We start from the raw sequence: 25,542 nt of genomic DNA, 5'->3' as shown, positions 1-25,542 counted from the left end.
GAGCCCGGCACCGACAGCACCGACAGCGACGACACCAGCGGTACGCGCACGCCGTCCTGACCGGGCGAAATCCACCCGACGGTGGCGCGACGGCGGTGTTAGCATCGGGATTCGCGAGTCGGTGAGTCGTCCGCGAGCCCGTATCTCCCGCAGGCCGGTGCAGTCCTGAGGACCCATCCCTGATGGCCACCAGGCCTGTCGTGGAGGTTGTCACCGGTGTTGTTCTCCGCATTCCCGCCCGCGCAGGGCCTCTACGATCCCGACGCCGAGTCCGATTCGTGCGGCGTGGCGATGGTCTGCGACATCCACGGCCGACGCTCGCACGGCATCGTCGCCGACGCCCTGCTCGCGCTCGAGAACCTCGACCACCGCGGTGCGGCGGGCGCCGAGACGAACAGCGGTGACGGTGCGGGGATCCTGATCCAGCTACCCGACGCCCTCCTGCGCACGCAGACCGGGTTCGACCTTCCCGATCCCGCCCTGTCGGGGGACCACACCTACGCGGCGGGCGTCTGTTTCCTGCCCGTCGAGGTGACCGCGCGGTCCGCGGCGATCGCGAGGATCGCGTCGATCGCCGCCGAGGAGGGTGTCACCGTCCTCGGCTGGCGGGACCTTCCGACCGACGCCGACGGGGCCGATCTGGGCGCCACCGCCCGCGGCTGCATGCCGCACATGGCGCAGCTGTTCGTGACGGTCGACACCGCCGAGGGCACGCCCCGGCCGGCGGGGATCGATCTCGACCGCATCGTCTACCCCCTGCGCAAGCGGGCCGAGCAGACCGACGACATGATCGAATCGCAGGGCAGCGGAGTGTATTTCGCGTCGTTGTCGAGTCGCACGATGGTGTACAAGGGCATGCTCACCACCACCCAGTTGCCGCTGTACTACGCCGACCTGCGCGACGAGCGATGCGAGAGCGCCATCGCCATCGTGCATTCACGCTTCTCCACCAACACCTTTCCCTCGTGGCCGCTCGCGCACCCGTTCCGTTTCGTGGCGCACAACGGCGAGATCAACACCGTGCGCGGCAACCGCAACCGCATGCGCGCCCGTGAGGCGATGCTCGACAGCGACCTCATCCCCGGCGATCTCCGCCGACTGTTCCCGATCTGTACCCCCGACGCGTCGGATTCCGCGTCCCTCGACGAGGTCCTCGAACTGCTGCACCTGGGCGGCCGCAGCGTCGCCCACAGCGTGATGATGATGGTCCCCGAGGCGTGGGAGAACGTCGCCGACATGGACCCCGACCGGCGGGCGTTCTGCCAGTTCCACGGATCGCTCATGGAGGCATGGGACGGCCCCGCGTGCGTCACCTTCACCGACGGCACCGTGGTCGGTGCGGTGCTCGATCGCAACGGATTGCGCCCCGGCCGGTGGTGGCAGACCCGCAGTGGGCGTGTGGTGCTCGCGTCGGAGTCCGGTGTCCTCGACGTCTCGGTCGACGACGTCGTCGCCAAGGGGCGCCTCGAGCCCGGTCGGATGTTCCTCGTCGACACCGCCATCGGGCGCATCGTGGGCGACGAGGAGATCAAGTCCGATCTCATCACCGCCGCGCCCTACGCCGAATGGCTGCACGCCGGGCTCCTCGAGATCGCCACCCTTCCCGACCGACCTCGCTTCGTCCCCACCCACGAGTCGGTGGTGCGCAGGCAGGTCTCGTTCGGGTACACCGAGGAAGACCTGCGAATCCTGTTGACGCCCATGGCCGCCGGGGGCACCGAACCGCTGGGGTCGATGGGCACCGACACCCCGGTCGCAGTGCTCTCCCGCCGGTCGCGGCTGCTCTACGACTACTTCGTCGAGCTCTTCGCGCAGGTCACCAACCCGCCGCTCGATGCGATCCGCGAGGAGATCGTCACGTCGATGGCGCGGGTCATGGGCCCCGAACACAATCTCCTGCGTCCCTCGGCGGCGTCGTGTCGACAGATCGTGCTGCCGTGGCCGGTCCTCGACAACGACGAACTGGCCAAGATCGTGCACATCGACGACGACGGCAACCACCGAGGACTGTCGGCCCGTGTCCTGCGGGCGCACTTCGAGATCGGCGGCGGCGGTGAGGCACTCGCCCGCGCCCTCGACGATCTGCGGACCCGCGCATCCGCGGCCATCGCCGACGGGCACTCCACCCTGGTGATCAGCGACCGCGAGGCCGACCGCGACCATGCCCCGATCCCGTCACTGCTCGCGGTCTCGGCGGTCCACCATCATCTGGTGCGGACCAAGGAGCGCACGCGGGTCGCGCTGGTGGTCGAGACCGGCGATGCCCGCGAGGTCCACCACGTGGCGCTGTTGATCGGATTCGGGGCCGCGGCGGTGAACCCGTACCTGGCCTTCGAGTCCATCGAGGACCTGATTCGCGAGGGTGAGCTGACCGGCGTCGCTCCCACCGGAGCCGTGCGCAACTACCTGCTGGCCCTGGGCAAGGGTGTGCTCAAGGTGATGAGCAAGATGGGCATCTCCACCGTCAGTTCCTACACCGGCGCACAGTGTTTCGAGGCCGTCGGCCTGTCGTCGGATCTCGTGGCCGAGTACTTCACGCGCACGGTGTCGCGGATCGAGGGTGTCGGGCTGGACGAACTCGCCGAGGAGGTGGCGATCCGACACCGTCGCGCCTTCCCCGACAACCCCACCGAGCAGGTCTTCCGTCGCCTCGACGTCGGTGGTGAGTACCAGTTCCGCCGCGAGGGCGAGCTGCACCTGTTCACCCCCGAGACCGTCTTCCTGCTGCAGCACGCGACCGCCGGTGGCAAACAGGAGGTGTACCGGCGCTACTGCGACGAGGTGAACCGCCTCTCCGCCGAGGGTGGCACGCTGCGTGGCCTGTTCGATTTCGTCGCGGCCGGCGACGGCGCGGGCGGTCGTTCGCCGGTACCGATCGACGAGGTCGAGTCGGTGGAGTCGATCATGACCCGGTTCAACACCGGGGCGATGAGCTACGGGTCCATCTCCGCCGAGGCCCACGAGACGATGGCCATCGCGATGAACCGGATCGGCGGACGGTCGAACTCCGGCGAGGGCGGCGAGGACACCGACCGGCTGTACGACCCGGCGCGGCGCAGCGCCGTCAAACAGGTCGCCTCCGGTCGGTTCGGGGTGACCAGCGACTACCTCACCAACGCGACCGACATCCAGATCAAGATGGCCCAGGGCGCCAAACCCGGTGAGGGCGGGCAACTCCCGGCGTACAAGGTGTACCCGTGGATCGCCAAGACCCGCCATTCCACGCCCGGTGTCGCGCTCATCTCACCGCCACCGCACCACGACATCTACTCGATCGAGGACCTCGCCCAGCTCATCCACGACCTCAAGAACGCCAACTCCGATGCGCGCATCCACGTGAAGCTCGTCTCGGCCGTCGGCGTGGGAACGGTCGCGGCGGGGGTGTCGAAGGCCCACGCCGACGTCGTGTTGATCTCCGGTCACGACGGCGGGACCGGCGCGTCACCTCTGACCTCGCTGAAACACGCGGGCACGCCCTGGGAGATCGGACTGGCCGACGCGCAGCAGACGTTGATGCTCAACGGGTTACGCGACCGCATCACCGTCCAGTGCGACGGCGCCCTGCGGACCGGCCGCGACGTGATGGTGGCAGCGCTCCTCGGAGCCGAGGAGTTCGGCTTCTCCACCGCGCCGCTCATCGTGGCCGGGTGCATCATGATGCGTGTCTGCCACCTCGACACCTGCCCGGTCGGGGTCGCCACACAGAACCCGGTGCTGCGTGCGCGGTTCACCGGCCAGGCCGACCACATCGTGAACTTCTTCCGCTTCATCGCCCAGGACGTCCGCGAACACCTCGCGATGCTCGGCTTCCGGTCGATCGACGAGGCCGTCGGGCGGGCCGACGTGTTGCACACCGCCGACGGTGTGGCGCACTGGAAGAGCAGGGGCATCGACCTGTCGCCCATCTTCGCGATGCCCGACGTCCCCGGCGCCCGGCGCCGGACCGGCGAGCAGTACCACGCTCTCGACAAGGCCCTCGACCAGACGCTCATCCAGCTCGCCGAAGGGGCCCTCGAGGACGCGCACCCGGTCACCCTCGACCTGCCGGTCCGCAACGTGAACCGGACCGTGGGCACGCTGCTCGGCGCCGAGGTCACGCGGCGCTACGGTGCCGCGGGGCTCGCCGCCGACACCATCCGGCTGAACCTGACCGGTTCGGCCGGACAGTCACTCGGTGCGTTCCTCCCGCCGGGCGTCACGATCGACCTGCGTGGAGACGCCAACGACTATGTCGGCAAGGGCATCTGCGGTGGGACGGTGATCGTGCGGCCCGATCCCGAGGCGTCGTTCGTCGCCGAGGACCAGGTGATCGCCGGCAACACCCTGCTCTACGGGGCCACCTCGGGAGAGGTCTATCTGCGCGGCCGTGTCGGCGAACGCTTCTCGGTGCGCAACTCCGGCGCCACCGCCGTGGTCGAGGGCGTGGGCGACCACGCGTGTGAGTACATGACCGGGGGACGGGTGGTGATCCTCGGACCCACCGGACGCAACATGGCCGCGGGCATGTCGGGCGGTATCGCCTTCGTGTACGACCTCGACCCGGCGAAGGTCAACCGCGCGATGGTCGCGCTCCAGCGGCCCGACCCCGACGACCTCGCCTGGCTGCGCGAGACGATCTCCCGGCACACGGCGCTGACCGGGTCGGGTGTGGGTGCGTCGCTGCTCGCCGATTGGCCGCGGCGGTCGCAGGCGTTCACGAAGGTGATGCCGACCGATTACCGGCGCGTGCTCGACGCGGCGCGGATGGCTCAGGCCGAGGGTCGCGACGTCGACTCGGCGATCATGGAGGCGGCACGTGGCTGACGCACGCGGGTTCCTGACCGTCGGCAAGCGCGAGGACCGCGCGCGGCCGGCGTCCGAGAGGGTGCACGACTGGGCCGACGTCTACGAGCACCCCGACCCGCTCGCGCTGCGTGCGGAGGTCTCCGAGCAGGCGCGGCGGTGCATGGACTGCGGCATCCCGTTCTGTCATTCCGGCGGGGCGGGGTGCCCTCTGGGCAACCTCATCCCGGAGTGGAACGACCTGGTCCGTCGACGACGCTGGGACGCCGCCGCCGACCGCCTGCACGCGACCAACAACTTCCCCGAGTTCACCGGCAAGATCTGTCCCGCACCGTGCGAGTCGGCGTGCGTCCTGTCGATCTCCGACGAGACGACCGGGGGCAGCGTCACCATCAAACGCATCGAGAAGACGATCGCGGAGGTGGCCTGGCAGGAGGGCATGGTCGAGCCGAAGATGCCCGCGGTGCGCTCGGGCCGATCGGTGGCCGTGGTCGGGTCGGGCCCCGCCGGCCTCGCCGCCGCCCAGCAGCTGACCCGCGCCGGGCACGACGTCACCGTCTACGAACGCGACGACCGCCTCGGCGGTCTGCTCCGGTACGGCATCCCCGAGTACAAGTTGCAGAAGTCCGACATCGACCGACGGTTGGCGCAGATGCGCGCCGAGGGCACCGAGTTCCGGACCGGCGTCGACGTCGGCGTCGATCTCGGTGTCGCCGACCTGCGCGCCCGACACGACGCCGTCGTCCTCGCCGTGGGGGCGCTCGCGGCACGCGACAACGTGGTCCCCGGACGCGAACTCGACGGGGTCCATCTGGCGATGGAGCACCTCGTGCCCGCCAACCGCGAGTGCGAGGGCGACGGACCCAGTCCGATCACCGCGCGCGGCAAGCACGTGGTGATCATCGGTGGCGGTGACACCGGCGCCGATTGCCTGGGCACCGCGCACCGCCAGGGTGCGGCGTCGGTGACCCAGCTCGACTACAACCCCGAACTCCCGCGCAGCCGCGACGACGGACTCTCGCCGTGGCCCACCTGGCCGCTGGTCATGCGGACGTCGTCGTCGCACCACGAGGGCGGTGACCGCCGATATCAGGTCGCGGTGCAGCGGTTCCGTGGGAACGCCGCAGGGGAGGTCACCCACCTCGTACTGGCCGAGGTGGAGGTCCGGCGCGACGCGGAAGGAGGGCGCACGGTGGTCCCCGTCGGCGACGACTTCGAGATCGCATGCGATCTCGCGTTGTTCGCGATCGGCTTCGAGGGGGTGGAACCGATGGCGTTGCTCGACGACCTCGGGTTGTCGACGACCGCGCGCGGCACACTCTCCTGCGGCAGCGGGTGGCAGACCGCGACCGAGGGTGTGTTCGTCTGCGGCGACGCGCACCGCGGCGCGTCGTTGGTGGTGTGGGCGATCGCCGAGGGACGGGCCGCGGCGCGCGGTGTCGACGAATTCCTCATGGGCGCCTCCGATCTGCCGGCCCCGGTGCATCCGGGTGCGCTCCCACTGTCGGCCGCGAGTCTTTCCGCGAGATGACATGTTGGCGCTGTGATGGAGTTGACCGGACGGGGAGACTAGGCTCGGCCGGGTGAATCGCCGTACCAAGATCGTCTGCACCCTGGGCCCTGCGACCGATTCGGCGGAGCGCGTTCGAGAACTCGTCGAGAGCGGCATGGACGTCGCGCGCCTCAATTTCAGCCACGGCAGCCACGCCGACCACCAGGCGATGTACGAGCGGGTCCGCGAGGCCTCCGACATCACCGGGCGCGCGGTCGGCATCCTCGCCGACCTCCAGGGACCGAAGATCCGTCTCGGGCGTTTCGCGCAGGGCCGTACGGAATGGGCGACCGGCGAGCAGGTCCGGATCACCGTCGACGAGATCGAGGGAACCCACGACCGCGTGTCGACGACGTACAAGGAACTCGCGGTCGACGCCCAGCCCGGTGACCGACTGCTCGTCGACGACGGCAAGGTCGGACTCACCGTCGTCGACGTCGACGGCAACGACGTCGTCTGCCGCGTGACCGAGGGCGGTCCGGTCAGCAACAACAAGGGCGTGTCGCTGCCCGGCATGAACGTCTCGGTGCCGGCCATGTCCGACAAGGACACCGCCGACCTGGAGTTCGCGCTGGCGCTCGGTGTCGACCTCATCGCCCTGTCGTTCGTGCGCTCACCGTCCGACATCGAGCTCGTGCACGAGGTGATGGACCGCGTCGGCCGCAGGGTGCCCGTCATCGCCAAGCTCGAGAAGCCCGAGGCCATCGACAACCTCGAGGCCGTCGTGCTCGCGTTCGACGCCGTGATGGTCGCCCGTGGCGATCTCGGTGTGGAGCTGCCGCTCGAGGAGGTACCCCTGGTGCAGAAGCGGGCCATCCAGATGGCGCGCGAGAACGCCAAGCCGGTCATCGTCGCGACCCAGATGCTCGAGTCGATGATCGAGAACTCCCGGCCCACGCGGGCCGAGGCGTCCGACGTCGCCAACGCCGTCCTCGACGGCGCCGACGCGGTGATGCTCTCCGGCGAGACGTCGGTCGGCAAGTACGTGATGGAGACCGTGCGCACGATGGCCCGGATCGTCAACGCCGTCGAGAACAGCACCCGCGCGGTCCCGCCGCTGAGCCACGTCCCGCGCACCAAGCGCGGCATCATCTCCTACGCCGCCCGCGACATCGGTGAACGCCTCGACGCCAAGGCCCTCGTCGCGTTCACGCAGTCCGGCGACACCGTTCGCCGTCTCGCGCGCCTGCACACGCGGTTGCCGCTGCTGGCGTTCACACCGCTCCCGGAGGTGCGCAGCCAGTTGGCGATGAGCTGGGGGACCGAGACGTTCCTGGTCGACCCCGTCGAGAGCACCGACGCGATGATCCGCCAGGTCGATTCCTCGCTGCTGCGGATCGGCCGCCTCAACGTCGGCGATCAGGTGGTGATCGTGGCGGGTGCACCTCCCGGTACGGTCGGGTCCACCAACCTGATCCACGTGCACCGCATCGGTGAAGAGGATCACTGAGGGTGAGAACCGCAGCGTTCTGACCTGAACCACATCCCGGGGGAACTCGGTCCGGCGCGGGAGTCGGCGCCGAGCGGGATGCATCGACGAGGGGGCCGTGCAGTGGAAGTGACCATGCAGAGTGATCTCGACAAGCTTCTCGGCCTGTTCGATCTGACCGACGCCGGCGACGACGTGTTCGTGGGGCAGCACCCCGAACAGAAGACCGCGCGCACCTTCGGCGGCCAACTCCTCGCCCAGGGTGTCATCGCCGCCGGTCGCACCATCGTGAAGGGTTCCCCGCCGGTCCATGCGCTGCATGCGCACTTCATCCGCGGCGGCGATGTCGAGCGGCCCATCCACTACCACGTGCACCGCTCCCGCGACGCCCGGAGCTTCGCCAACCGGCAGGTCACCGCGATGCAGGGCGACGCCGAGGTCTTCACGATGCTCGTCGCGTTCCAGGACAGCGCGGCCGGCCTCGAGCACGCAGTGTCGACTCCCGAGGTGCCCTATCCCGACGAGTTGCCGCCGCTCGGCGAGCACTTCAAGGGCTACGAGGACCGCATCGCCGCGTTCGTCGACGCACTGCACCCGATCGACATCCGGTTCGCGAACGACCCGACGTGGAAGGCCCGTGAGACCGGCGAGCGGTTGGAGCAGAACCGCGTGTGGATGCGCGCCGACGGCACGCTGCCCGACAACCCGCTGCTCCACGTCGCGACCATGGCCTACGCCTCCGACACCACCGTGCTCGACTCGATCATCACCACCCACGGCCTGTCCTGGGGCATCGACCGACTGTTCGCCGCCACCGTCAACCACTCGATGTGGTTCCACCGCGACTTCCGGTTCGACGAGTGGATGCTCTACGCCACCGAGTCGCCGGTCGCCGCCGGGTCCCGCGGTCTCGCGTCGGGTCGCTTCTTCACACTCGACGGGACGTTGGCGACCACGGTCGTGCAGGAGGCACTGATCAAGCATTTCCCCGCCCGGGACTGATCGCGCCGGCGCCGTCGCGTCCGGTGGGGGCGTCGACGTGTGCCCCCGTTCCGGGGGTGGTCATCTCGTCACGGGCATGACACGATCGGGGATACGTGCGGACCGGTTGAGGCGTGAGCCCCTCCGCACAGTTCAGGGCCTTCGGGTGGCGTCGAATCCAGTGACCCCCGGTCCCGCTTCGTAGACCTCGACGCGGGTGGTGCCCACGTCCTCTCTCGTGTGACGAGGTGATCGATGCACCCCGACAACTCCTCCCCGTCGACGACATCATGCCCGACGCTGATGGCGCCGACACTCCGTGGCGGCCGCCCCGAACCACGGCGGGCGCGACGCGACGACGACTACACCGACGTGGCCGCACGTCTGGCCGCGTTGGCGGAACTCGACCGATCGTCGACCGAATTCGTCTGCGCGAGAATCGATGTCATCTCCCGTTGTCTGCCGCTGGCCGACAACATCGCCCGGCGTTACGGCGGGCGGGGTGAGGCGTTCGATGATCTCGTCCAGGTAGCTCGCCTGGGGTTGGTGAACGCGGTCGACCGATTCGATCCGACACGGGGCTCCGATTTCCTGGCGTTCGCCGTGCCCACGGTGATGGGCGAGGTGCGGCGCCACTTCCGCGACGCCACGTGGTCGCTCCGGGTTCCGCGGCGTACCAAGGAGAGCTACCTGCAGATCGCGAAGGTCTCCGACGCGATGCTGCAGCGTCTGGGGCGTTCACCCCGGCCGAGCGAGATCGCCGCCGAGATGGACCTCGATCTCGATGCGGTGGTCGACGGCCTCGTCGCCCATTCGGCGTACCACGCGGGCTCCCTCGACGCCGAGATCACCGGTGATGCGTCCACGATGCGACTGCAGGACACGCTGGGTGATCTCGACGCACGGATGGGTGCGGTCGAACACGCCGCCACGCTGCGGCCCGCGCTCGCACGGTTGACGGTGCGCGAACGCCAGATCGTCGGGCTGCGGTTCTTCGGGTCGATGTCGCAGTCGCAGATCGCCGCGCGCGTCGGCATCTCGCAGATGCACGTGTCGCGGATCCTCTCGACGACACTCGCCACGCTGCGGGCCGATCTCGACGACGCGGCGCTGGATGGGGTGTGACAGACGGTCGAGGTGTGGGCTGATCGGCGACCGAGGTTTGGGGTGTGCATGCCCGGGCTATCCCGAGACCGGTGCGCACGTACCGACGTCAGGAGGCGATCGATGGCCGCAGCAGGTGACGTCGATCGGGCGTCGGAGCAGCACCACGTCCCGGCGCAGGTGTCCGTCGCCGCGTCGCTACCGAACCTGGCGGTCATCCGGTCGGTGGTGGAGAGCGTTCTGCTGACCGAGGACTTCTCGATCGCCGATGTCTCCGACGTCGTCCTCGGGGTCGACGAGATCGCCACGCAGATCATCACGCGCTCGCGCGAGACCGACACGGTGGGATGCTCGCTCCTGGCCGTCCCGGCGGGGGTCGCCGTCGAGGTCCGCGGCGTGCTGCGGTCGGCGTCGACACTGTCGACCGACGGATTCGGATGGCATGTCGTGCAGACCGTCGCCGATTCGGTCACCATCGACGTGGCAGGAGTCGCCCCCGATCGGGAGGTGCTGGTACGTCTGGCGAAGACGCGGTCGACAGCGACGGGCATCGACCGGCCTCCGCTGTGACGTGCTCGATGTTTGAGATGGACGCGCACGGGGTACCCGACACACCTGCGCCGTCGACATCAGGAGAATGCGTGAGCATCGCGATCCACGAATCGGTCCGGTCCACCGGTCCGGCCCTGCCGGCAGGACGCGGTGCGCTGTCGTCGCAAGTGGTCGAACTCCTCGATCACTCCCGACCGGGCGCTGACGGACCGTCGCCGGTCACGCTCGCCGCCGTCGCCGAGGCCGACCCCTACGGCATCGACCTCCACCTCGCCCTCTACACCTGCTACGAACTGCACTACCGCGGCTTCGCCGGCGTCGACCCCGAATGGGAATGGGATCCCGGCCTGCTCGGGTTCCGTCGGCTGCTCGAGGCGCGGTTCCGGAGTGCGCTCGACGTCGACATCGCGCCCATCGGCCCCGACGACGACGTCGACCGCGAGATGTCGGAGATGTCGGTCGAACCCATCGACGGCACCGGTCCGTCCTACTTCCTGCGCGACGAGGGCACCTGGGCACAGATGCGTGAGTACCTCGCAGTGCGGTCGCTCTACCACCTGAAAGAGGCCGACCCCCACGCCTGGGCCATCCCGCGGCTCACCGGACGCAGCAAGGCCGCGTTCGTCGCCGTCGAGTTCGACGAGTACGGCGGCGGGCGGGGCGATCGCATGCACCAGCAACTGTTCGCCGATCTGATGGACGCGGCCGACCTCGACTCCAGCTACCTCGGGTACCTCGACCGCGCCCCCGCGCAGGTCCTGGTGACGGTGAACCTCATGTCGATGATCGGGCTGCACCGCGCCCTGCGCGGTGCGGCGGTCGGCCACCTCGCGGCGACCGAGATCACCTCGTCGCCCGGTTCCCGTCGACTGGCCGACGGACTGGACCGCGTGGGCGCGCCGGCCGCGTGCGCGGCGTTCTACCGCGAGCACGTCGAGGCCGACGCGGTCCACGAACAGGTGATGCGCACCGATGTGGTCGGCGATCTCATCGCCCGTGAACCCGACCTCCACGACGACGTCCTGTTCGGCATGCGTGCGTTCGACCTCGTCGAGGGGCGCCTGGCCGACCACCTGATGGAGTCGTGGCAACGCGGCGACGCGGCCATCGACCTCGGCTGAGTCACGGCTCGGCCACCGCACGCGTGGAACACGGGGGTCACTCCGTTGTTCGTGCCCGTCGCCGATGGCTGGTGTCGCACAGGGGAAAGGTCTTGCTTCGCTTGCAGGCGCAGATCGCGACCAGGAATCGATCCGACTCGACGACGGCCCCGTCGGGCATCTCGATGCGTACCGGGCCCTCCACCATCACCGGGCCCCCGGGCACCATCCGCACCGTCCGACGTTCGGTCACCGTCGCCCCCGCACGACCGCGAGCATCTCCGACCGCGCCGCGGGCGGCAGAAGCCCACGGCGGCTCAACCATTCGGCTCGCTCCCGCAACACAGGTCCGAGAGGTATGTGGCCACGGGCGACGGTATCGGCGTCGATCCCACCGTCGCGGAGCATCGCCACGGTCCTGTCCACACCGGATGTCTCCGAGTGCACGAACAGGCACACCCCCTCCGCCGTCAGCAGACCGGGAACGGCACGGCACAGCGGATCGAGAACCGAGCGACCGTCGGTACCGGCATCCCACGCGGTCGCCGTCATGTCGCCGCCGGTGACCACGCCGGCCGCTCCATCCGGCGCCGGGACGTACGGCGGATTGCTGAGCACCACGTCGAAGGGCCCTGCGGCGAGCGCCTCGTCGATCGAACCCCGCCGGGCGTCGACCACGACCCCGGCGTCGGCGGCGTTGACCGCCGTACTGCGCACCGCCTCGGGGTTGATGTCGAAGGCGACCACCTCTCGCGCGCCGAGACAGGCCGCGGCGATGCCGATGACACCGCTGCCGCAACACAGATCGAGAACACGTCGACCCGCGATGGCGTCGGTCTCGGCCCGCATGACCTCGATCAGGAGGAACGAGTCGTCCTGCGGCGCGTACACCGAGTCTCCGAGCGTGAATTCGTGGGGGAGCAGCCCCTCCGTCGGCGGTGCGACGACCGCGTCGCGTACAGACGCCCCCGCGGGCGCGAGCGGATCGGTCACGTGGGTGGTGTGTGAGGGGAGGAGGGGGTTGAGGAGCACTGTCACCTCTGACGTCGACGTCCACGATGCCGTTGCCGCGACACCCGTGCGAACCGGGTACCCGGCGACTCCCCGGACCAAACCTCAGGGACCGAACATCGTCGGCGGTGTCCGACCCGCCGCAACCATGCTGCGTCCTACCCGCCCGCAACCATGCGGTGTCCTACCCGCCCACCATCCCGCGGTGCATGACGCGGTCACCCACCACACCCGAATGGTCCGCCTTGTGCATCACACAGCGGTTGTCCCACATCACGACATCGTTCGGCGACCACCGATGGGCGAGGACGTTGTCCGGACGGGTGCTGTGCTCGAGGAGCGACGCCACCGTGTCGGCGGCCTCCTCCTCGCTGAGCCCGCTCACCTCCGCACACCGCTGCGGCGTCGAGAGATACAGCGCCGTGCGGCCCGAGATCGGGTGCGTCGCGCAGAGCGGGTGCACCGCCGAGGTCTCCGCGTCGTCGTCGAGGTCGAGGCCGGTCACCACGTGGGTCACCGTCCGCTCCGACAGATCCTCACGCACCATCGCCGGCAACGAATCGAACGCCCGATACTGATTGCTGAACAGGGTCTGGCCGCCCTCGGCGGGCACGTCGACGGCCCGTAGAGCCGTGTACGCGGGCGGGTTCCGGACGTAGCTCGTGTCGACGTGGAACTGCGATCGGGGCGGTGTCGACCGTCCCACGTTGCTGATCACGTTCAACTCCGGACGGCCGGGCACGGGCGTCTCACCGACGGTGAACACCGTCTCGCCGAAACTGCGCAGGAACGCGAGGAAGTCGTCGTCGTCGGCGTCCTGGTCGGGCAGGACGATCACCCCGTGCTCGGCGAGCAGGGTGCGCAGTTCGTCGGTGTCAGCGGTATTCAGCGGCCCCACGCGGACGCCGGTCACCTCGGCGCCCAGGGGAGTCAGTGCGGTGTGCTTCATCGTTTCTCCTGTTCGGCGCGCAGTTCTGCGAGCGCGATGGCGAACACCTCGTCGAGTCCGATACCCGCGGCCTTGGCCATGACCGCGATCACGCTGCCCGGGGCGAACGAGCAGTAGGGCCCCGCTTCGAGGAAGAACGGTGTGCCGTCCGGGTCGATCCGGAAGTCGAACAGGCTGTGGTGGCGGCACCCCAACGCGCGGTGGCATCGACGCGCGGCCTCGTGCACCACGGCCACGATCGGGTCGTCGTCGTCGACGATCCAGGCGTGCTCGGCGTCCTTCGCGACCAGGAACAGGTCACCGTCGTCGGACCGCGCCAGCTTGTCGGCGCGATCGCGGATCGGTTTCGTCTCCGCATCCACCGCGTACTCCTCGAGCGGGAGACAGACGAGCTCACCGTCGCGGACGATGATGCCGCACCGCACCTCGCGCCCGAGCTCGACGAAGGACTCGACCAGCGCGGAATCCCCCAGTGCGAGAGCGGTATCGAGGGCCGCGGGCAGCTCCGAGGCGTCCCGGACCAGCGTCACGCCGTCGGAGTTGTCGGCGTCGACGGGCTTGACCACCACCGGCAGCGACAGTGTCGGTGCGTCGCCGCGCCGCACCACCTCGCCGTCGGGCACCGCGACCCCCGCCGCCGCGACGATCGCGCGGGTGGCCGCCTTGTCGGCGGCGATGGCCATCACCTCACCGGAGTTGCCGAGTCGCCCGATACCGAGCACGTCGAACACCGAACGGTACGAGGTCATCCCGGGTCGACAGAACATCTGCGGGACCACGACGTCGACGCCCCACGACTCGATCATCTCCAACGCCCGAGCAGCGGAGCGCTCCTCGGCCGCGGCGATCGCGGCCGGGGTCAGGTCGTCGGGGAACGACCACCGACCTCCCGGGGCCACGTGGGCGATCCGGTTGTCGTACCGCGTGTCGGCGCGCAGGGCCGCCAGGCACCCCGATGCGTACAGGCGGGACAGGTCGGCGAACGCCTCGTCCACGGGGGACCCCACGAGGTGCAGCACCAGGGTGCGTTCGGGGTGCGTCGGCACGTCGGTCACGGGATCAGTCGCCACCGTTCTCCACCAACTTGCCGATGTTGAAATCGATGCGGCTCCACCCACGTCGGGCACGCAGGTTCTTCACCAGCAGCGACGGGATCTGCAGGTGATGCACCATCAGGAACGGCAGCGGGTCGTCTCGGTCGAAGATGGCGTCGGTGCTGCGCCGGATGCTCGCCAGCCGTGCGCGGCGTCCCCGCTCGGTCAGCAGTCGCCACAGTTCGTGATAGATCCAGTGCGTCGGGCGCGACGATGCCGTCGGGACCACGGTGGGGTGGTCGTCGGTGAGGTACGCCGCCGCCACGTCCGGGTGGTCGTAGAACATCGTGATCGCCGAGTGCGTCCGCGGATTGCACTCGATGGCGTAGACGGTGCCGTCAGAGGCCTCGATGAAATCGAACGACGCCTGCCCCGTCAGGTCCAGCGGTGCGAGGAAGGTCTCGACCCAGCGGCGGATGTCGGGCTTGTCGACCATCTCGTAGTTGATCTGGAAGGCCGACGATTCGCAGCAGGCGTACACCTGCAGACGTCCGTCGCGCACCGTGCCGTGCGTGCAGTACTCGGTGCCCTCGATGAACTCCTGGAGGATCCAGGGATCGGAGGGCGAGATCCCGAGGCTACGGGCGAAAGTGGCGTTCTCCGTGGGGGTCTCGCGTCGCAGCCGCGTGAGGTCCATCCGGCCCACGGGGTTGTAGGCGATCCGTTTGAGGATGTACTCGCGGCCCGGACGGAAGTCGAAGTCGTCGATCTGTACCGGATCGGTGATGCGCGCGAAGTGCGGGACCGCCAGTCCCAACGACGCCGCGTGGGCGGAGAACTCGTCTTTGTCGTCGAGCATGTGCACCGTCTTCTCGTCGCCGTGGACGACCTCGCAGTGCTCGTCGAGGAGAGTGTGGGCGGCCGCCTCGTGGATGCTCGACGCCGGACTCGACACGGGCACCACCACATCGACGCCCTCGTCGACGACGATGTCGCGCAGGGCCTGCGCGTATCCGGGTGCGGTCGGTTCGGGAGTGCAGTGGAAGGCGTCGACGGCGCGGGAGAACCGGTGTCCGGTCCAGCGGTACTTCGTCGACTCGACGAGCACCACACGATGGCCGGCGGCGTGGAACGCGCGTGCGAGCGCCAGGGCCTTGGTCATCTTGCCGCCGGTCACCAGGACGGTCTTGCGATCGACGGACCGACCCGGATCGGTCGAGCGCGCAGGGCGTAGCCGACCGGCCGCCCAGGCGGTGCCCACGACGGCCGCGTCGATCGGCAGGGTCACCGTCAACGCCGCGAGCACCGCGAGGGTGCGCGCGGCGTCGGCCTCACGCAGCGACGTCACCGCGCGCGATCCGGCACCCGCCGGATCAGGGTGAGCCCGTCGCGCAGGGGCAACACCACCTGTTCGACACGGTCGTCGTAGGTGAGCGCGGCGTTGAACGTCGCCATCGCCGCCCCGTTCACCGACGCGGAGGTGCCGGCGGCGTAGGGCTCGCCCTGCAGCAGGGTGTTGTCGACGGCGATCAGGGCCCGGGGTGCGAGCAGCGACCCCTCCAGCAGGATGTCGAGGTAACCGAGGTACCCCGGCTTGTCGGCGTCGATGAAGACGAAGTCGAACGGTGCGACGTCGCCGGCACGGCACCGGTCGTCGAGACGCCGCAGGGTCTCACCCGCTGGTCCCACCTCGATCGTGATCCGTTGCCCCACCGGCGAACGGTCGAAGCATTCGCGCGCGAACGCCGCGACGTCGGCGTCGATCTCACACGCCACCACCTCGCCGGCCTCGCCGATCTCCTCGGCCATCGCGAGCGCCGAGTATCCGGTGAACATGCCGATCTCGAGCACCCGCCGCGCGGCGCACGCGAACACCAGGAACTTCAGCGCCTGGCCCTCGACATGACCGGAGAGCATCTCCTGCTCGAGTCGCACCTCGGGGATCGACGACGGGTTCGCCTCCCAGTCGCGATGCGCGGTGCGCATCGCGAGATCGGCCAGCGCCGCCGATTCCGCGGTCGTGCACAAGTCCAGATAGGGGTCGAGTCCGGCGGCGAGCGCCTCGGCGCGTGCCGCCGAGGCGAGGATCGATCGGTCGAGACCGTCGATCCCCTCGAGCCGCTCGCGCATGTCCCGGACCACCTCGGCGAGGATCGTCGACGGTGTGACCGGCCGCGGCGCAGCCGGTGTCGACATCTCCACGGGGTGGGTATCAGTCATGCGCACCGGTGAACATGTCGACACCGTCGCCCGCCCGATCGAACTCCTCGACCAGCTTCTTGTGCATCTGCAGCGCGTCGGCCAACTCGTCGGTCGTCACGTCGTTGAGGAAGCGGCAGCTCCCGATGGGGTCGGGGATGGCGGCGCGCAGCAACCCGTCGCGGGTCTTGAGGATCGAACCGGTGGCCTCGGCGAGGAGCTCGGCGGTGAGGAACTCGCTGTCGAGGGCGAGGCCGAGTCGGCTCATGACACCGAGAACGCGGTCGCGATCGGCCACCGTGAGGTGTCCGCGCTGCTCGGCCAGGGTGGTCGAGAGCGCCATGTCGATGTTGATCGCGTGCCCGTGGAAGAACGGCGCCGGGGGAGTGAGCTCGAGTGTCGGGCTCCAGGTGTGACCGAACGCGATCACACGATCGAGATCGATCTCGTGGAGGTTCGGCGCCTCCAGATCGAGCATGGTGGCGATCGCGGCGTAGGTCAGTCGATCGCCCACCGCGCGCAACTCGGCGGAGCCGTCGAGGTGACCGAAACGGGTGCGCAGGAGATCGGGACCGTGCTCGTCGAGCATGTCGAAGATCTCCGAGTTCCCGACCACCGAGATCTTGATCAGCTCGGCCATGCCGTTGCGGACCTGATCCTCGGGAAGCGTTGCGAGGAAGGAGAAGTCGAGCAGCACCTTCTGCGACGCGTGGTACGCGCCGAGACGGTTCTTGTGCTTGCCGTAGTTGACCGCGACCTTGATCGACACGCTGGCGTCGATGAGGCCGATCAATGTGGTGGGGATGCGGATGTAGGGCGTGTTGCGCCGGTAGCTCGCGCAGGCGTACCCGGCGACGTCAGTGGTCAGGCCGCCGCCGACGACGAGGACCGGCTCGGTGCGGACGAGACCGAAGGCGTCGAACTCGCCGACGATGGTCTCGAAGGTCTCCAACGACTTCGCGGTCTCGCGGATCTGCACCGGTACCACCGTGAGATCGAGCCCGTGGTGGTCGAAATAGGTGCGGATGGCGTCGCCGTAGAGCGACAGGACGGTCTCGTCGATGACCATCAGCGCCCGACCGTACGGGCGGTAGCTGTCGGCCAGCTCGGTGTTGTCGACGGCGAACACGCCGTCGACGTAGATCAGGTCGTATTCGATCTTCTCGTAACCCTCGACGTGGAAGGCGCGGTCGGTCGAGGTGACCTGTGCTTGCAGATTGCTCACTGTGGTGCTCCAGGATGTGTGCCGCGCGAGGGGTCGGCGGCGGTTCGGCAGGGAAGAGGTGGGGCGGGAGGAGTGGAGGTCAGGCGGTGCCGGCGGCGAGCTCGCGCACGCGGGCGGAGTCGAGGACCTCGACGACCTCGACGGCGGAGCCGAAGTCTCCCTCGGCGGTGTTCTCGTTCGGGAACGCGATGCAGCGCACGTCGGCGGCACCGGCGGAGGCGACCCCGCCCTCGTTGTCCTCGATGGCGACGGCGTGGCCCGCCTGCTCACCGAGCTCGGCGAGGGCGAAGCGGTAGGCCGCGGCGTCGGGCTTGGGGGTCTCGACGCTGTCGGAGTCGACGATGACGTCGAAGGTGTCGGCGCTGATGGCCGGGGCGAGGGCGTCGAGCAGGGCGGTGATGTTCTCGCGCGAGGTGGTCGTGACGAACCCGAGCTTCACACCGTCGGACTTCGCGGCCTGCACCGTCTCGACGACTCCCTGGCGGGGCTGCAGATCGGCGTCGCCGATCAGCGTCTGGAAGATCCGCGACTTGGTCGCGTGCACGGCGGCGGCGTCGACGTCGTCACCGTGTGCCGAGGCGTACTGGGCGATGCGGTCGGCCCCGCCGTTCGATCCGAGCATCCCGATGTAGTCGTCACGGGTCCAGGTCCAGTCCAGGTCGTGCTCGGCGAAAGCCTGGTTGAAGGCCTGACGCTGCAGTTCAGAGGTGTCGGCGAGGGTGCTGATGGAACCGAACAGGATTGCGGGCATGACGGCCTTTCGAAGGGTGTGGGACAGCAGTGGGCGGCGGAATGGACCCGAAAGAGACGGTCCCGGCGGCCGGCGCGTGGGACGATGGCAAAGGTCGTGTCCAGTAGGGAAAACCAAAGGTGTTGGCGCCGTGAGGTTTCCACGCCATACCCGTTGCTTCTGATCCAACAGTACAGTAACGGTCTGTCAGTTCAATAGGTTTGCATCGGAAAAACGTGCGACGGTGGAAGGGCGACACTCCACGCGGGTGAGACAGTGGAGGGGAACCATCGACCGACAGAGCTGAGGACATGACCGACACATCTGAGGACGCGCGCGTGGCGCGCACCCGGGGTGACGTGTCGCGCGCCGCTCTGGAGGTCCTGACCAAGCAGGGGTGGGATGCTGTCTCCCACGCCCACATCGCGCGTGTCGCGGGGTATTCGAAGACGACGCTGTACACGCACTGGCCGTCGAAGATCGACCTCGTGGGTCTCGCGCTCGACGCCCTCGGCGACATGCCGCATTCGGTGCCCACCGGCGACATCCGTACCGATCTCATCAACGAACTCCGGGCGTTCCGGTCGGCCGTGGTCGACATCAAGCTCGACCGGATCCTCATCGTGCTCGCGCAGTGGGGCACCTCGGTCGAGGAGATCGCCGACATCAGGACGCGGTTGATCGCCGACGGCGAGGGTGTCGCGCGCGCGATGTTCGCGCGCATCGCAGACGACGTGGTCGCCGAATCGGCGATCCATCTGCTCTCGGGTGTGGTGGTCTGTCCGGCGTTGATGCACGGTCAGGTACCCGACGACAAGGTCATCGAAACCTCGGTCGACATCATCCTCGGAGGTATCGAGGCGGTGCAGGGGCGCTCGAACTCGTCATCGTGAGCCCGGACGCCATCGGCGGGACCGCTGTCATCCATCGTGTGGCGAGTGCCGGAGTCGCTCATCCTGCCGTGTGAGCGCCCGGGTGGGACGATCGACGGTGTGATCGACACCGCGGAACGTCCCGAGCACTCCGATGACGTCGATCCCCACGTGGTCGTGTTGTTCGGCGCGATGGGCGATCTCGCCAAACGCAAACTGCTCCCCGGGCTGTTCCACCTGTCGATGTCCAGACTCACGCCGGCGATCCGGGTCGTCGGGACATCTCTGGACGACATCACCACCGACGACTTTCGGGCCGCGGCCAGGAAGGCATGTCTCGAGTTCTCCAGCCGAAGTCTGACCCCGGAGGCCGTCGACGAGTTCCTCGATTCGCTGACCTACGTCTCGCAGGGTGCCGGACCGGCCGCCCTCGCCGACGCGGTCGAGCGCGCCTCGGACACCATCGGCGGCTCGGCGCGGGTACTGCACTATCTCAGCGTCCCACCGAAGGCGGCGATGGCTGTTCTCGAGATGCTCCACGAGGCCGGTCTCGTGGAGCGCTCGCGCGTCATCATGGAGAAGCCGTTCGGAACCGACCTGGCGAGCGCGAAGAAACTCAACGCGTCGATCCACCGCTGGTTCGCCGAGGACCAGATCTTCCGGATCGACCACTTCCTGGGCAAGGAATCGGCCCAGAACATCCTCGCGTTCCGGTTCGCGAACGGTCTCTTCGAGCCGATCTGGAACCGCAACTTCATCAACTACATCCAGATCGACGTCCCGGAGAAGCTGTCGCTCGAGGGGCGTGCGGGGTTCTACGAGTCGACCGGCGCCTTCCGCGACATGGTCGTCACCCACCTGTTCCAGATCCTCGCGTTCGTGGCGATGGAACCACCCACCGAGTTGGCGCCCGGCCCGATCAGCGAGGAGAAGAACAAGGTCTTCCGGTCGATGAAGCCGTTGAACCCGCACGACGTGGTGCGCGGGCAGTACATCGGCTACCGCGATGAGCCCGGCGTCGCGCCCGAATCGGAGACCGAGACGTTCATCGCACTGGAGTGCGGTATCGACAACTGGCGATGGGCCGGCGTGCCGTTCTACCTGCGCACCGGGAAGTGTCTGGCCGAGGGACAACGCATCATCTCGATCGGGTTCCGCGAACCGCCCAAGAGCATGTTCCCGCAGGGATCCGGTGTGGGACAACACGGTCCGGACCATCTGACCTTCGACCTCGCCGACGTGTTCAAGGTGTCGCTGTCGTTCTACGGCAAACGACCCGGTCCGGGTATGAAGCTCGACAAGCTCAGCCTGCAGTTCGGGATGGGCGAGCACGAGCATGCCGGTCTGGTCCTCGAGGCCTACGAACGGCTGATCCTCGACGCCATGAAGGGCGACCGGACGCTGTACACGACGGCCGAGGGCATCGAGCGACTGTGGGAGGTGTCGGCGCCGCTGCTGGCCGATCCGCCACCGGTGCGCAGTTACAGCCCGTGGTCGTGGGGTCCGAATGCGATCCACCAGCTCATCGCGCCGCACGCGTGGCGCCTGCCCTTTGAACGGAGCTGGCGCAGCAAGGACAGGGAGTGATCCGGCTCGGAGGCGAGGGCACTCCGGATGCGGTCCGCCCGGCCGGCGGACCTCGGTGCCCCGGCCCGCGCATTCACCGTCCCCTCATTCGGAGGTTCCTCAAATGGCCATGTTGATCGTTGCCGGCGTCATCGCTGTGTTCGTCACATTGGGGTTGTACGGGAATTGGTTGGAGAAGCACCCGGAGCACACCCCGGCGGGCCGTGATGCGGCTATGCGTCGACGCCACGAGGACGAGATAGCCTCGCAGCGACGCGCGCATGAGTTGGCGATGGTGCGGGCGCATTACGACGGTCAGATGGCTGTGAACCGGACCAAGATGGGTGCGGGGGCTGCGAGTGTGTATCAGGTGACGCCTGCGGGCCTGGTGGTATCGCCGACCCGTGCAAATACCGAGTTCGGGGACCTCAACACGGTTGGCGAATGTGCTGTCTGTCGACGGTGACGAGTGATGGACCCAGGCCCGCTAGAGACACGAAACCCCGAGCAGTCTCTAGCTATCGATCTCAGCCTGGCTCCGGCTCAGTACCGCCCTGAACTATCGTGTCAATCTCTGCCAGTACGCCCGCGAAGTTTGCAAAGGTACTTGCCTGAGCTTCGTTTCCGCAAACCCGCTCGCACAGAAGTGCTTTGTTCAAGGACCGGATGGTGTTCGTCGCTCCATAGCCCGTCTTGCGCTCCGTGGTATCGAAAACGTCTGCGGTAAACACCGAGGAGGGAAGTAAGTTCTCAATGCCCTTTTCGCAGTGCGCTCCGGGCACCTCGATAAGCGGAAGAACATGCACCGACTGAAATGATTCCCGGCGAGCTTTAGCGTCACAGTCGTAGACAATAACGACTGTCCTTGCAGGAAATGAGGGGTTCGCTTTAAGGAATTTTAACATTTGATCGAGACTGGCGTCACCGGTAAAGCTTCCGCCCAGTGGATCGTCCTTTCCGATCCAGTCGAACATGATCGACAAATCGGGATATCCAAGTAGATTTGAAGCCGTCTGAAAATATCGCAGATCTGTTTGCCCGGCGACGAACACTACTGGTCGATTGCCTGACTGGACAGCTTGTTGAACAACCTCGCCAAATCGCTCGGTTTCTCGAAAGGCGTTCAAGGCGTTTTGAAATTCTTGATATGCCTCGGCGCTGACCGGCATTCGCGAGGAAAGCTCAAACACTCGGACTCCCGAAGCGGAGAATTGACGTTCCATCCCTAAAGCAAAAAACGGAGAATGACTCGAAAGTATAAATTGAATCTTCGGAAATAGGGAGATGAGTTTTGGAAGGGAACGCAGTTGCAAATCGATGTGCATGTGCGCATCAAGCTCGTCAACCACGACTATCCCAGGAACTGTTTCAGGTTCGAGCTCTGCCGCATCGGCGTATCGGAGCATTGTCCCGAAAAGAGCGAGTAGCGTCGCCTGCCCCCCGGACAGAGAGTCTAGACCGGCCGCTAAAAGGCCACTCTCGGAGATTACTCCTACTTTCCGCGCATTCTTGCGACCGGCCCACACGAACGTAGCGCTTTCGTCGTCCATCACGGTTTGGAGAATCTGGTTGGCTAGACCCAAGGTCCGGGTCGCCGTTGAATAGACTGTTGTGTCCGCTCTCAGAAGAACTTCACTCGTTTCGCCGGCGTCGAATAATACTGGGTCGACCGCCAGGCGGGATTCTGTAAGCACGCCTAGGAGCCATTGTGCAAAATCTTCGATGCCGTGCTCCACAAAGAGCGGTCTTCCCAGGTTTTGTCTGTACTGATCCTTGAGGTCGAAATTGTCGGTGATTATCGATCCCTCATTGAACCACGAGGGTTTTTCGGAGCGGCTAGAAGGAAAGTAGACGTAAACGCCGTTTTCGAAAATGTTTCTAGCTCGGTCATCGTCTAGCTGGACCGCTTTTGATGGAGCGGACCCTGACCAGGTTATTCCCTCATGCATCACCTCAGGTAACGTAGTTCGGGCCAAATCTGAATCTATTTCTCCTGACTTCTCGTGAAAGAATATTGTTTGGCTCGCTTCTCTAAACTTAAGTACCGAAACTCCGTATGTTTCCTGGTAGGTGGTAGTTGGCCCCCCAAGAATTCTGAAATAACTCTTGCCGACACCCATCGGTGCAAGCACGTCGCTAAACGCGCTGCTGGCGCCCTGCATAAGCGCATCGGCAACGATTGATAAAATGTTCGTCTTGCCACTGCCGTTACGCCCGACAAGCACGTGTGGAATGGGTGTGTCGTCCTCGTTAAAAGTAAATTCGAGATCCAGCTGGCGGACGGGACCGCTGTTTCTGACAGACAGATAGTGAAGATACATGCACGCTCCCTTAAATTAGCCCTCCGCGAAAACGGATCCGCCGAACTCGACTCTTAACTGACGACGCTACATGGCTAGCAACCTAACTGCGACGAAGACATGTGACTCACAACGATTCGCGAGTTCGTAGTCCGACAACGGATCTCACCTCTCGGTTGTAGTGACGTTTGCGGCAGTGTGAGGTTCGATCTCACGCACATTGACGGTTGGGGGCGAGTTGCGGTCGTCAGATCTGTCGATACCCACCCGGTTCGCGTCGATCGTTGTAAGGGCGGTCTTGGAGCAAACTCTGCGACCCACGCCATTGGTTTCCCCGTGCGTACGACCTCGGTTGAGTATGGTCCGGTCCCATGGGACTGAGAGACAAACGATCACCTCTGGAAAAGATGGCCGAACTTGCGCGCGTGGCACACGAATCGGGTCGCATGGTGTGGACGCCGACGCTAGGCGGCGATGTGGGGTGGGACGTGGTCATTGAGGCAATTGAGCGCCAAGGGTGGGTCCTGACGAATTGGGCGGTCGCATCGCCAAGCGCATCGCAGCACGCGATGATCACCGGATCGGTGAGCGCGTATCCGGTGTTTCGGCGCGTGGCTGATGGCGCAGCCTAACGGGACTCACGCTGGCCAGCCCGCGGACCGGGCCGCGCGTGCGATGCGGGGGCTGATAGCGGAGGGCTCGCAGACCCGCTAGCTGGGGATTTAGTGCAGTGAAGGGGGATAAGAGGCGGCCGTTCTGTCGCACGAGCACGGTTATCGTGGACCCGTTGGCGGGTCGAGCGCCGCTGGCAGGTCCACGGCCGTGAGCCGATTGGATTTACGCTATCGGTGTGGAGAACGAGACGCCGGACCAGCGTTACCGTCGACTGCTATCCAGTCACCTGAACTTTCTCAAGCGGTCGTGTTGGCTGTTCGACCAAGGTCACGAGGATGAGGCGTTACGGATCGCGACCAGCCTCCGAGTAATCTTTCACGCCAAAGGACGCAATATTTCGTTGCTGACCCACCTGGGAATGGTTGCCCCGGGTGACTACTGGATGATCGGGACGCCGCGCAGTGTCGACCCTGACAGTTGGTGGAAAGACTTTTTCACGATGAACCTGGACCTCGCAAGCGCCACCCCGATCACGGTGACGGCCCGGACGAGCTTCACGGGCGAGTTCACGATGCAGTCGGTGGAGCAGTGGTGGAACGGCGAGCCGGTATTTCGCCACGAGGGCGAGAGCTACACCCGGAAAATGATGGTTCTCTCAATGGTAGATAAGGACGGGGGCGCACACGTTGACGCGACGTTGCAGGCGTTCTATCGAGCGTTGAGACGCGGCGATTACGGCCTTGGGATCACTGGCTCTCTCGAATTCGACGGGGAAGCGCCATTCGAACAGGGGGTCACTCAATACGCGGAGAACGGGCATCTTGCGTTGATGCGGCTCCTAGCTCACGAAGTGCTCACGACCGCGAACTACTACAAGTGGCCATTCGTGGATCGGCCCATCGTTCCATGGCCGGTTTACCCCACGCCCTAGCTGATGAAGCGAGACAACGCCCAGAAGCCGACAGTGCCCCAGCGACTCGATGTCACTCTCGGTTCCGATCGAGGCCCCACGCCAGGAATCCGGTGATCGCTGCGACTCAGACACAGTGCGGTGATCAAGTCCATGACCCATGGACGTAGACCGACAGTGGATGGTTCCACCGCACGGGCTTGGGTCGATAGCCGCACTACCGATCTGGATACCATCACCCGATGATCCGATGGTTGACCCTAATCACCATCGTGCTGGTGATCTCGGCTGTCGTCGCGGTGATCGCCGCCAAGCTGCCCCTCGATGACGCGGCCCGCCGTCTGGTTGAGGGTTATACCCCGGATTCGCCGGGACGCGCGGGTGAGGGGACTACGACAAGCAAGGCAGAGGTTTGGCCCGGCGAAGTCCAGCGCGAGCCGTCCAGTCGTCGCGCGAAATACAGGCTACTGCGATCCCTTAACCGTGCTGATGTGACACGCGGTCCACGGCGTCGAGTGACACCGAGACCGGTGGCCCTGGCTTGGTGACCTCCCAAGTCTGACCTCCCCAATTGAGTCGCTGACCGTTTCACCCCACGCCTGATCGCCCCCATTCGTGCCGAGGGCACGGG

General features: G+C 66.8%; 20 protein-coding genes. 11 read left to right on the top strand and 9 right to left on the bottom strand.

Annotated elements, in window-relative coordinates:
- Window positions 1–216 precede the first annotated feature (216 nt).
- The 7 genes from gltB to ASG12_RS11860 all read left to right on the top strand — a co-directional run bounded on the left by gltB (window position 217) and on the right by ASG12_RS11860 (window position 11,521).
- Window positions 217–4,803, top strand: a complete 4,587-nt coding sequence (gene gltB / locus ASG12_RS11890; RefSeq protein ID WP_055789736.1) for a glutamate synthase large subunit — start codon at window positions 217–219, stop codon at window positions 4,801–4,803.
- Complete coding sequence (locus ASG12_RS11885) at window positions 4,796–6,313, top strand: glutamate synthase subunit beta (RefSeq protein ID WP_055789733.1); 1,518 nt, start codon at window positions 4,796–4,798, stop codon at window positions 6,311–6,313. The genes gltB and ASG12_RS11885 overlap by 8 nt, the downstream gene beginning before the upstream one ends.
- A gap of 52 nt (window positions 6,314–6,365) precedes the next feature.
- A complete protein-coding gene (gene pyk, locus ASG12_RS11880) occupies window positions 6,366–7,784 on the top strand; it encodes a pyruvate kinase (protein ID WP_045823030.1) in 1,419 nt (472 codons plus the stop codon).
- A 114-nt stretch (window positions 7,785–7,898) separates the two neighbouring features.
- Window positions 7,899–8,765, top strand: coding sequence for an acyl-CoA thioesterase (locus tag ASG12_RS11875; protein WP_055790755.1), 867 nt, complete (start codon window positions 7,899–7,901; stop codon window positions 8,763–8,765).
- A gap of 282 nt (window positions 8,766–9,047) precedes the next feature.
- Window positions 9,048–9,869: a SigB/SigF/SigG family RNA polymerase sigma factor gene (locus ASG12_RS11870; RefSeq protein ID WP_055789731.1), complete on the top strand. Its 822-nt coding sequence runs from the start codon at window positions 9,048–9,050 to the stop codon at window positions 9,867–9,869.
- A 102-nt stretch (window positions 9,870–9,971) separates the two neighbouring features.
- Entirely contained in the window at window positions 9,972–10,418 is a 447-nt protein-coding gene (locus ASG12_RS11865; protein ID WP_055789728.1) for an ATP-binding protein, read from the top strand.
- Window positions 10,419–10,489: 71 nt separating this feature from the next.
- The gene (locus tag ASG12_RS11860; RefSeq protein ID WP_235456693.1) at window positions 10,490–11,521 is read left to right on the top strand and encodes an iron-containing redox enzyme family protein; all 1,032 of its coding nucleotides are present in this window, start codon (window positions 10,490–10,492) and stop codon (window positions 11,519–11,521) included.
- A gap of 37 nt (window positions 11,522–11,558) precedes the next feature.
- Here the strand turns inward: ASG12_RS11860 and ASG12_RS22095 are convergent, their stop codons facing one another.
- From ASG12_RS22095 to ASG12_RS11820, 8 genes are all read right to left on the bottom strand, one after another.
- Window positions 11,559–11,729 (bottom strand): CDGSH iron-sulfur domain-containing protein, encoded by a 171-nt coding sequence (locus ASG12_RS22095; protein ID WP_055790749.1) that lies wholly within the window; start codon window positions 11,727–11,729, stop codon window positions 11,559–11,561.
- Between the two features lie 20 nt (window positions 11,730–11,749).
- Complete coding sequence (locus ASG12_RS11850; RefSeq protein WP_055790746.1) at window positions 11,750–12,424, bottom strand: HemK2/MTQ2 family protein methyltransferase; 675 nt, start codon at window positions 12,422–12,424, stop codon at window positions 11,750–11,752.
- Window positions 12,425–12,695: 271 nt separating this feature from the next.
- On the bottom strand, window positions 12,696–13,460 hold the full coding sequence (locus ASG12_RS11845) for a TauD/TfdA dioxygenase family protein (RefSeq protein WP_055789726.1): 765 nt from the start codon (window positions 13,458–13,460) through the stop codon (window positions 12,696–12,698).
- Complete coding sequence (locus ASG12_RS11840) at window positions 13,457–14,530, bottom strand: D-alanine--D-alanine ligase family protein (protein ID WP_235456691.1); 1,074 nt, start codon at window positions 14,528–14,530, stop codon at window positions 13,457–13,459. Before ASG12_RS11840 ends, ASG12_RS11845 begins: the two co-directional genes overlap by 4 nt.
- Window positions 14,520–15,842: an ATP-grasp enzyme gene (locus tag ASG12_RS11835; protein ID WP_235456689.1), complete on the bottom strand. Its 1,323-nt coding sequence runs from the start codon at window positions 15,840–15,842 to the stop codon at window positions 14,520–14,522. The genes ASG12_RS11840 and ASG12_RS11835 overlap by 11 nt, the downstream gene beginning before the upstream one ends.
- Entirely contained in the window at window positions 15,839–16,714 is an 876-nt protein-coding gene (locus ASG12_RS11830) for an O-methyltransferase (RefSeq protein WP_082501999.1), read from the bottom strand. The genes ASG12_RS11835 and ASG12_RS11830 overlap by 4 nt, the downstream gene beginning before the upstream one ends.
- Window positions 16,707–17,918, bottom strand: coding sequence for a sedoheptulose 7-phosphate cyclase (locus ASG12_RS11825; RefSeq protein ID WP_055789724.1), 1,212 nt, complete (start codon window positions 17,916–17,918; stop codon window positions 16,707–16,709). The genes ASG12_RS11830 and ASG12_RS11825 overlap by 8 nt, the downstream gene beginning before the upstream one ends.
- A gap of 79 nt (window positions 17,919–17,997) precedes the next feature.
- On the bottom strand, window positions 17,998–18,669 hold the full coding sequence (locus ASG12_RS11820) for an HAD family hydrolase (RefSeq protein WP_055789722.1): 672 nt from the start codon (window positions 18,667–18,669) through the stop codon (window positions 17,998–18,000).
- A gap of 290 nt (window positions 18,670–18,959) precedes the next feature.
- Between ASG12_RS11820 and ASG12_RS11815 the strand changes: the two genes are divergently transcribed.
- The 3 genes from ASG12_RS11815 (at window position 18,960) to ASG12_RS11805 (ending at window position 21,552) form a co-directional block, all read left to right on the top strand.
- Window positions 18,960–19,541 carry a TetR/AcrR family transcriptional regulator gene (locus ASG12_RS11815; protein WP_055789717.1) on the top strand — a complete coding sequence of 194 codons (582 nt, stop codon included), beginning with the start codon at window positions 18,960–18,962 and terminating at the stop codon, window positions 19,539–19,541.
- 99 nt (window positions 19,542–19,640) lie between these two features.
- Window positions 19,641–21,107, top strand: a complete 1,467-nt coding sequence (zwf, locus tag ASG12_RS11810; RefSeq protein ID WP_055790734.1) for a glucose-6-phosphate dehydrogenase — start codon at window positions 19,641–19,643, stop codon at window positions 21,105–21,107.
- Window positions 21,108–21,210: 103 nt separating this feature from the next.
- Window positions 21,211–21,552 (top strand): hypothetical protein, encoded by a 342-nt coding sequence (locus ASG12_RS11805; protein ID WP_055789714.1) that lies wholly within the window; start codon window positions 21,211–21,213, stop codon window positions 21,550–21,552.
- A gap of 61 nt (window positions 21,553–21,613) precedes the next feature.
- Here ASG12_RS11805 and ASG12_RS21245 read toward each other — a convergent pair whose 3' ends face one another.
- On the bottom strand, window positions 21,614–23,407 hold the full coding sequence (locus ASG12_RS21245) for an AAA family ATPase (RefSeq protein ID WP_082501927.1): 1,794 nt from the start codon (window positions 23,405–23,407) through the stop codon (window positions 21,614–21,616).
- 829 nt (window positions 23,408–24,236) lie between these two features.
- Between ASG12_RS21245 and ASG12_RS11800 the strand changes: the two genes are divergently transcribed.
- Complete coding sequence (locus ASG12_RS11800) at window positions 24,237–24,932, top strand: hypothetical protein (RefSeq protein ID WP_055789711.1); 696 nt, start codon at window positions 24,237–24,239, stop codon at window positions 24,930–24,932.
- Window positions 24,933–25,542 lie beyond the last annotated feature (610 nt).

The sequence above is a fragment of the Williamsia sp. Leaf354 genome, assembly GCF_001424365.1.
Lineage (GTDB): Bacteria > Actinomycetota > Actinomycetes > Mycobacteriales > Mycobacteriaceae > Williamsia_A.
Note: the sequence above shows the minus strand (reverse complement) of the source record. Positions and strands in the feature narration are given on the sequence as shown.

What these genes read in the sequence shown, in the direction of transcription:
- ASG12_RS11875 (WP_055790755.1), top strand. Translation starts at nt 7,899, where the DNA reads ATGCAGAGTGATCTCGACAAGCTTCTCGGCCTGTTCGATCTGACCGAC.
- ASG12_RS11870 (WP_055789731.1), top strand. Translation starts at nt 9,048, where the DNA reads ATGGCGCCGACACTCCGTGGCGGCCGCCCCGAACCACGGCGGGCGCGA.
- ASG12_RS11865 (WP_055789728.1), top strand. Translation starts at nt 9,972, where the DNA reads ATGGCCGCAGCAGGTGACGTCGATCGGGCGTCGGAGCAGCACCACGTC.
- ASG12_RS22095 (WP_055790749.1), bottom strand. Translation starts at nt 11,729, where the DNA reads ATGGTGCCCGGGGGCCCGGTGATGGTGGAGGGCCCGGTACGCATCGAG.
- ASG12_RS11845 (WP_055789726.1), bottom strand. Translation starts at nt 13,460, where the DNA reads ATGAAGCACACCGCACTGACTCCCCTGGGCGCCGAGGTGACCGGCGTC.
- ASG12_RS11830 (WP_082501999.1), bottom strand. Translation starts at nt 16,714, where the DNA reads ATGACTGATACCCACCCCGTGGAGATGTCGACACCGGCTGCGCCGCGG.
- ASG12_RS11820 (WP_055789722.1), bottom strand. Translation starts at nt 18,669, where the DNA reads ATGCCCGCAATCCTGTTCGGTTCCATCAGCACCCTCGCCGACACCTCT.
- ASG12_RS11815 (WP_055789717.1), top strand. Translation starts at nt 18,960, where the DNA reads ATGACCGACACATCTGAGGACGCGCGCGTGGCGCGCACCCGGGGTGAC.
- ASG12_RS11805 (WP_055789714.1), top strand. Translation starts at nt 21,211, where the DNA reads ATGGCCATGTTGATCGTTGCCGGCGTCATCGCTGTGTTCGTCACATTG.
- ASG12_RS21245 (WP_082501927.1), bottom strand. Translation starts at nt 23,407, where the DNA reads ATGTATCTTCACTATCTGTCTGTCAGAAACAGCGGTCCCGTCCGCCAG.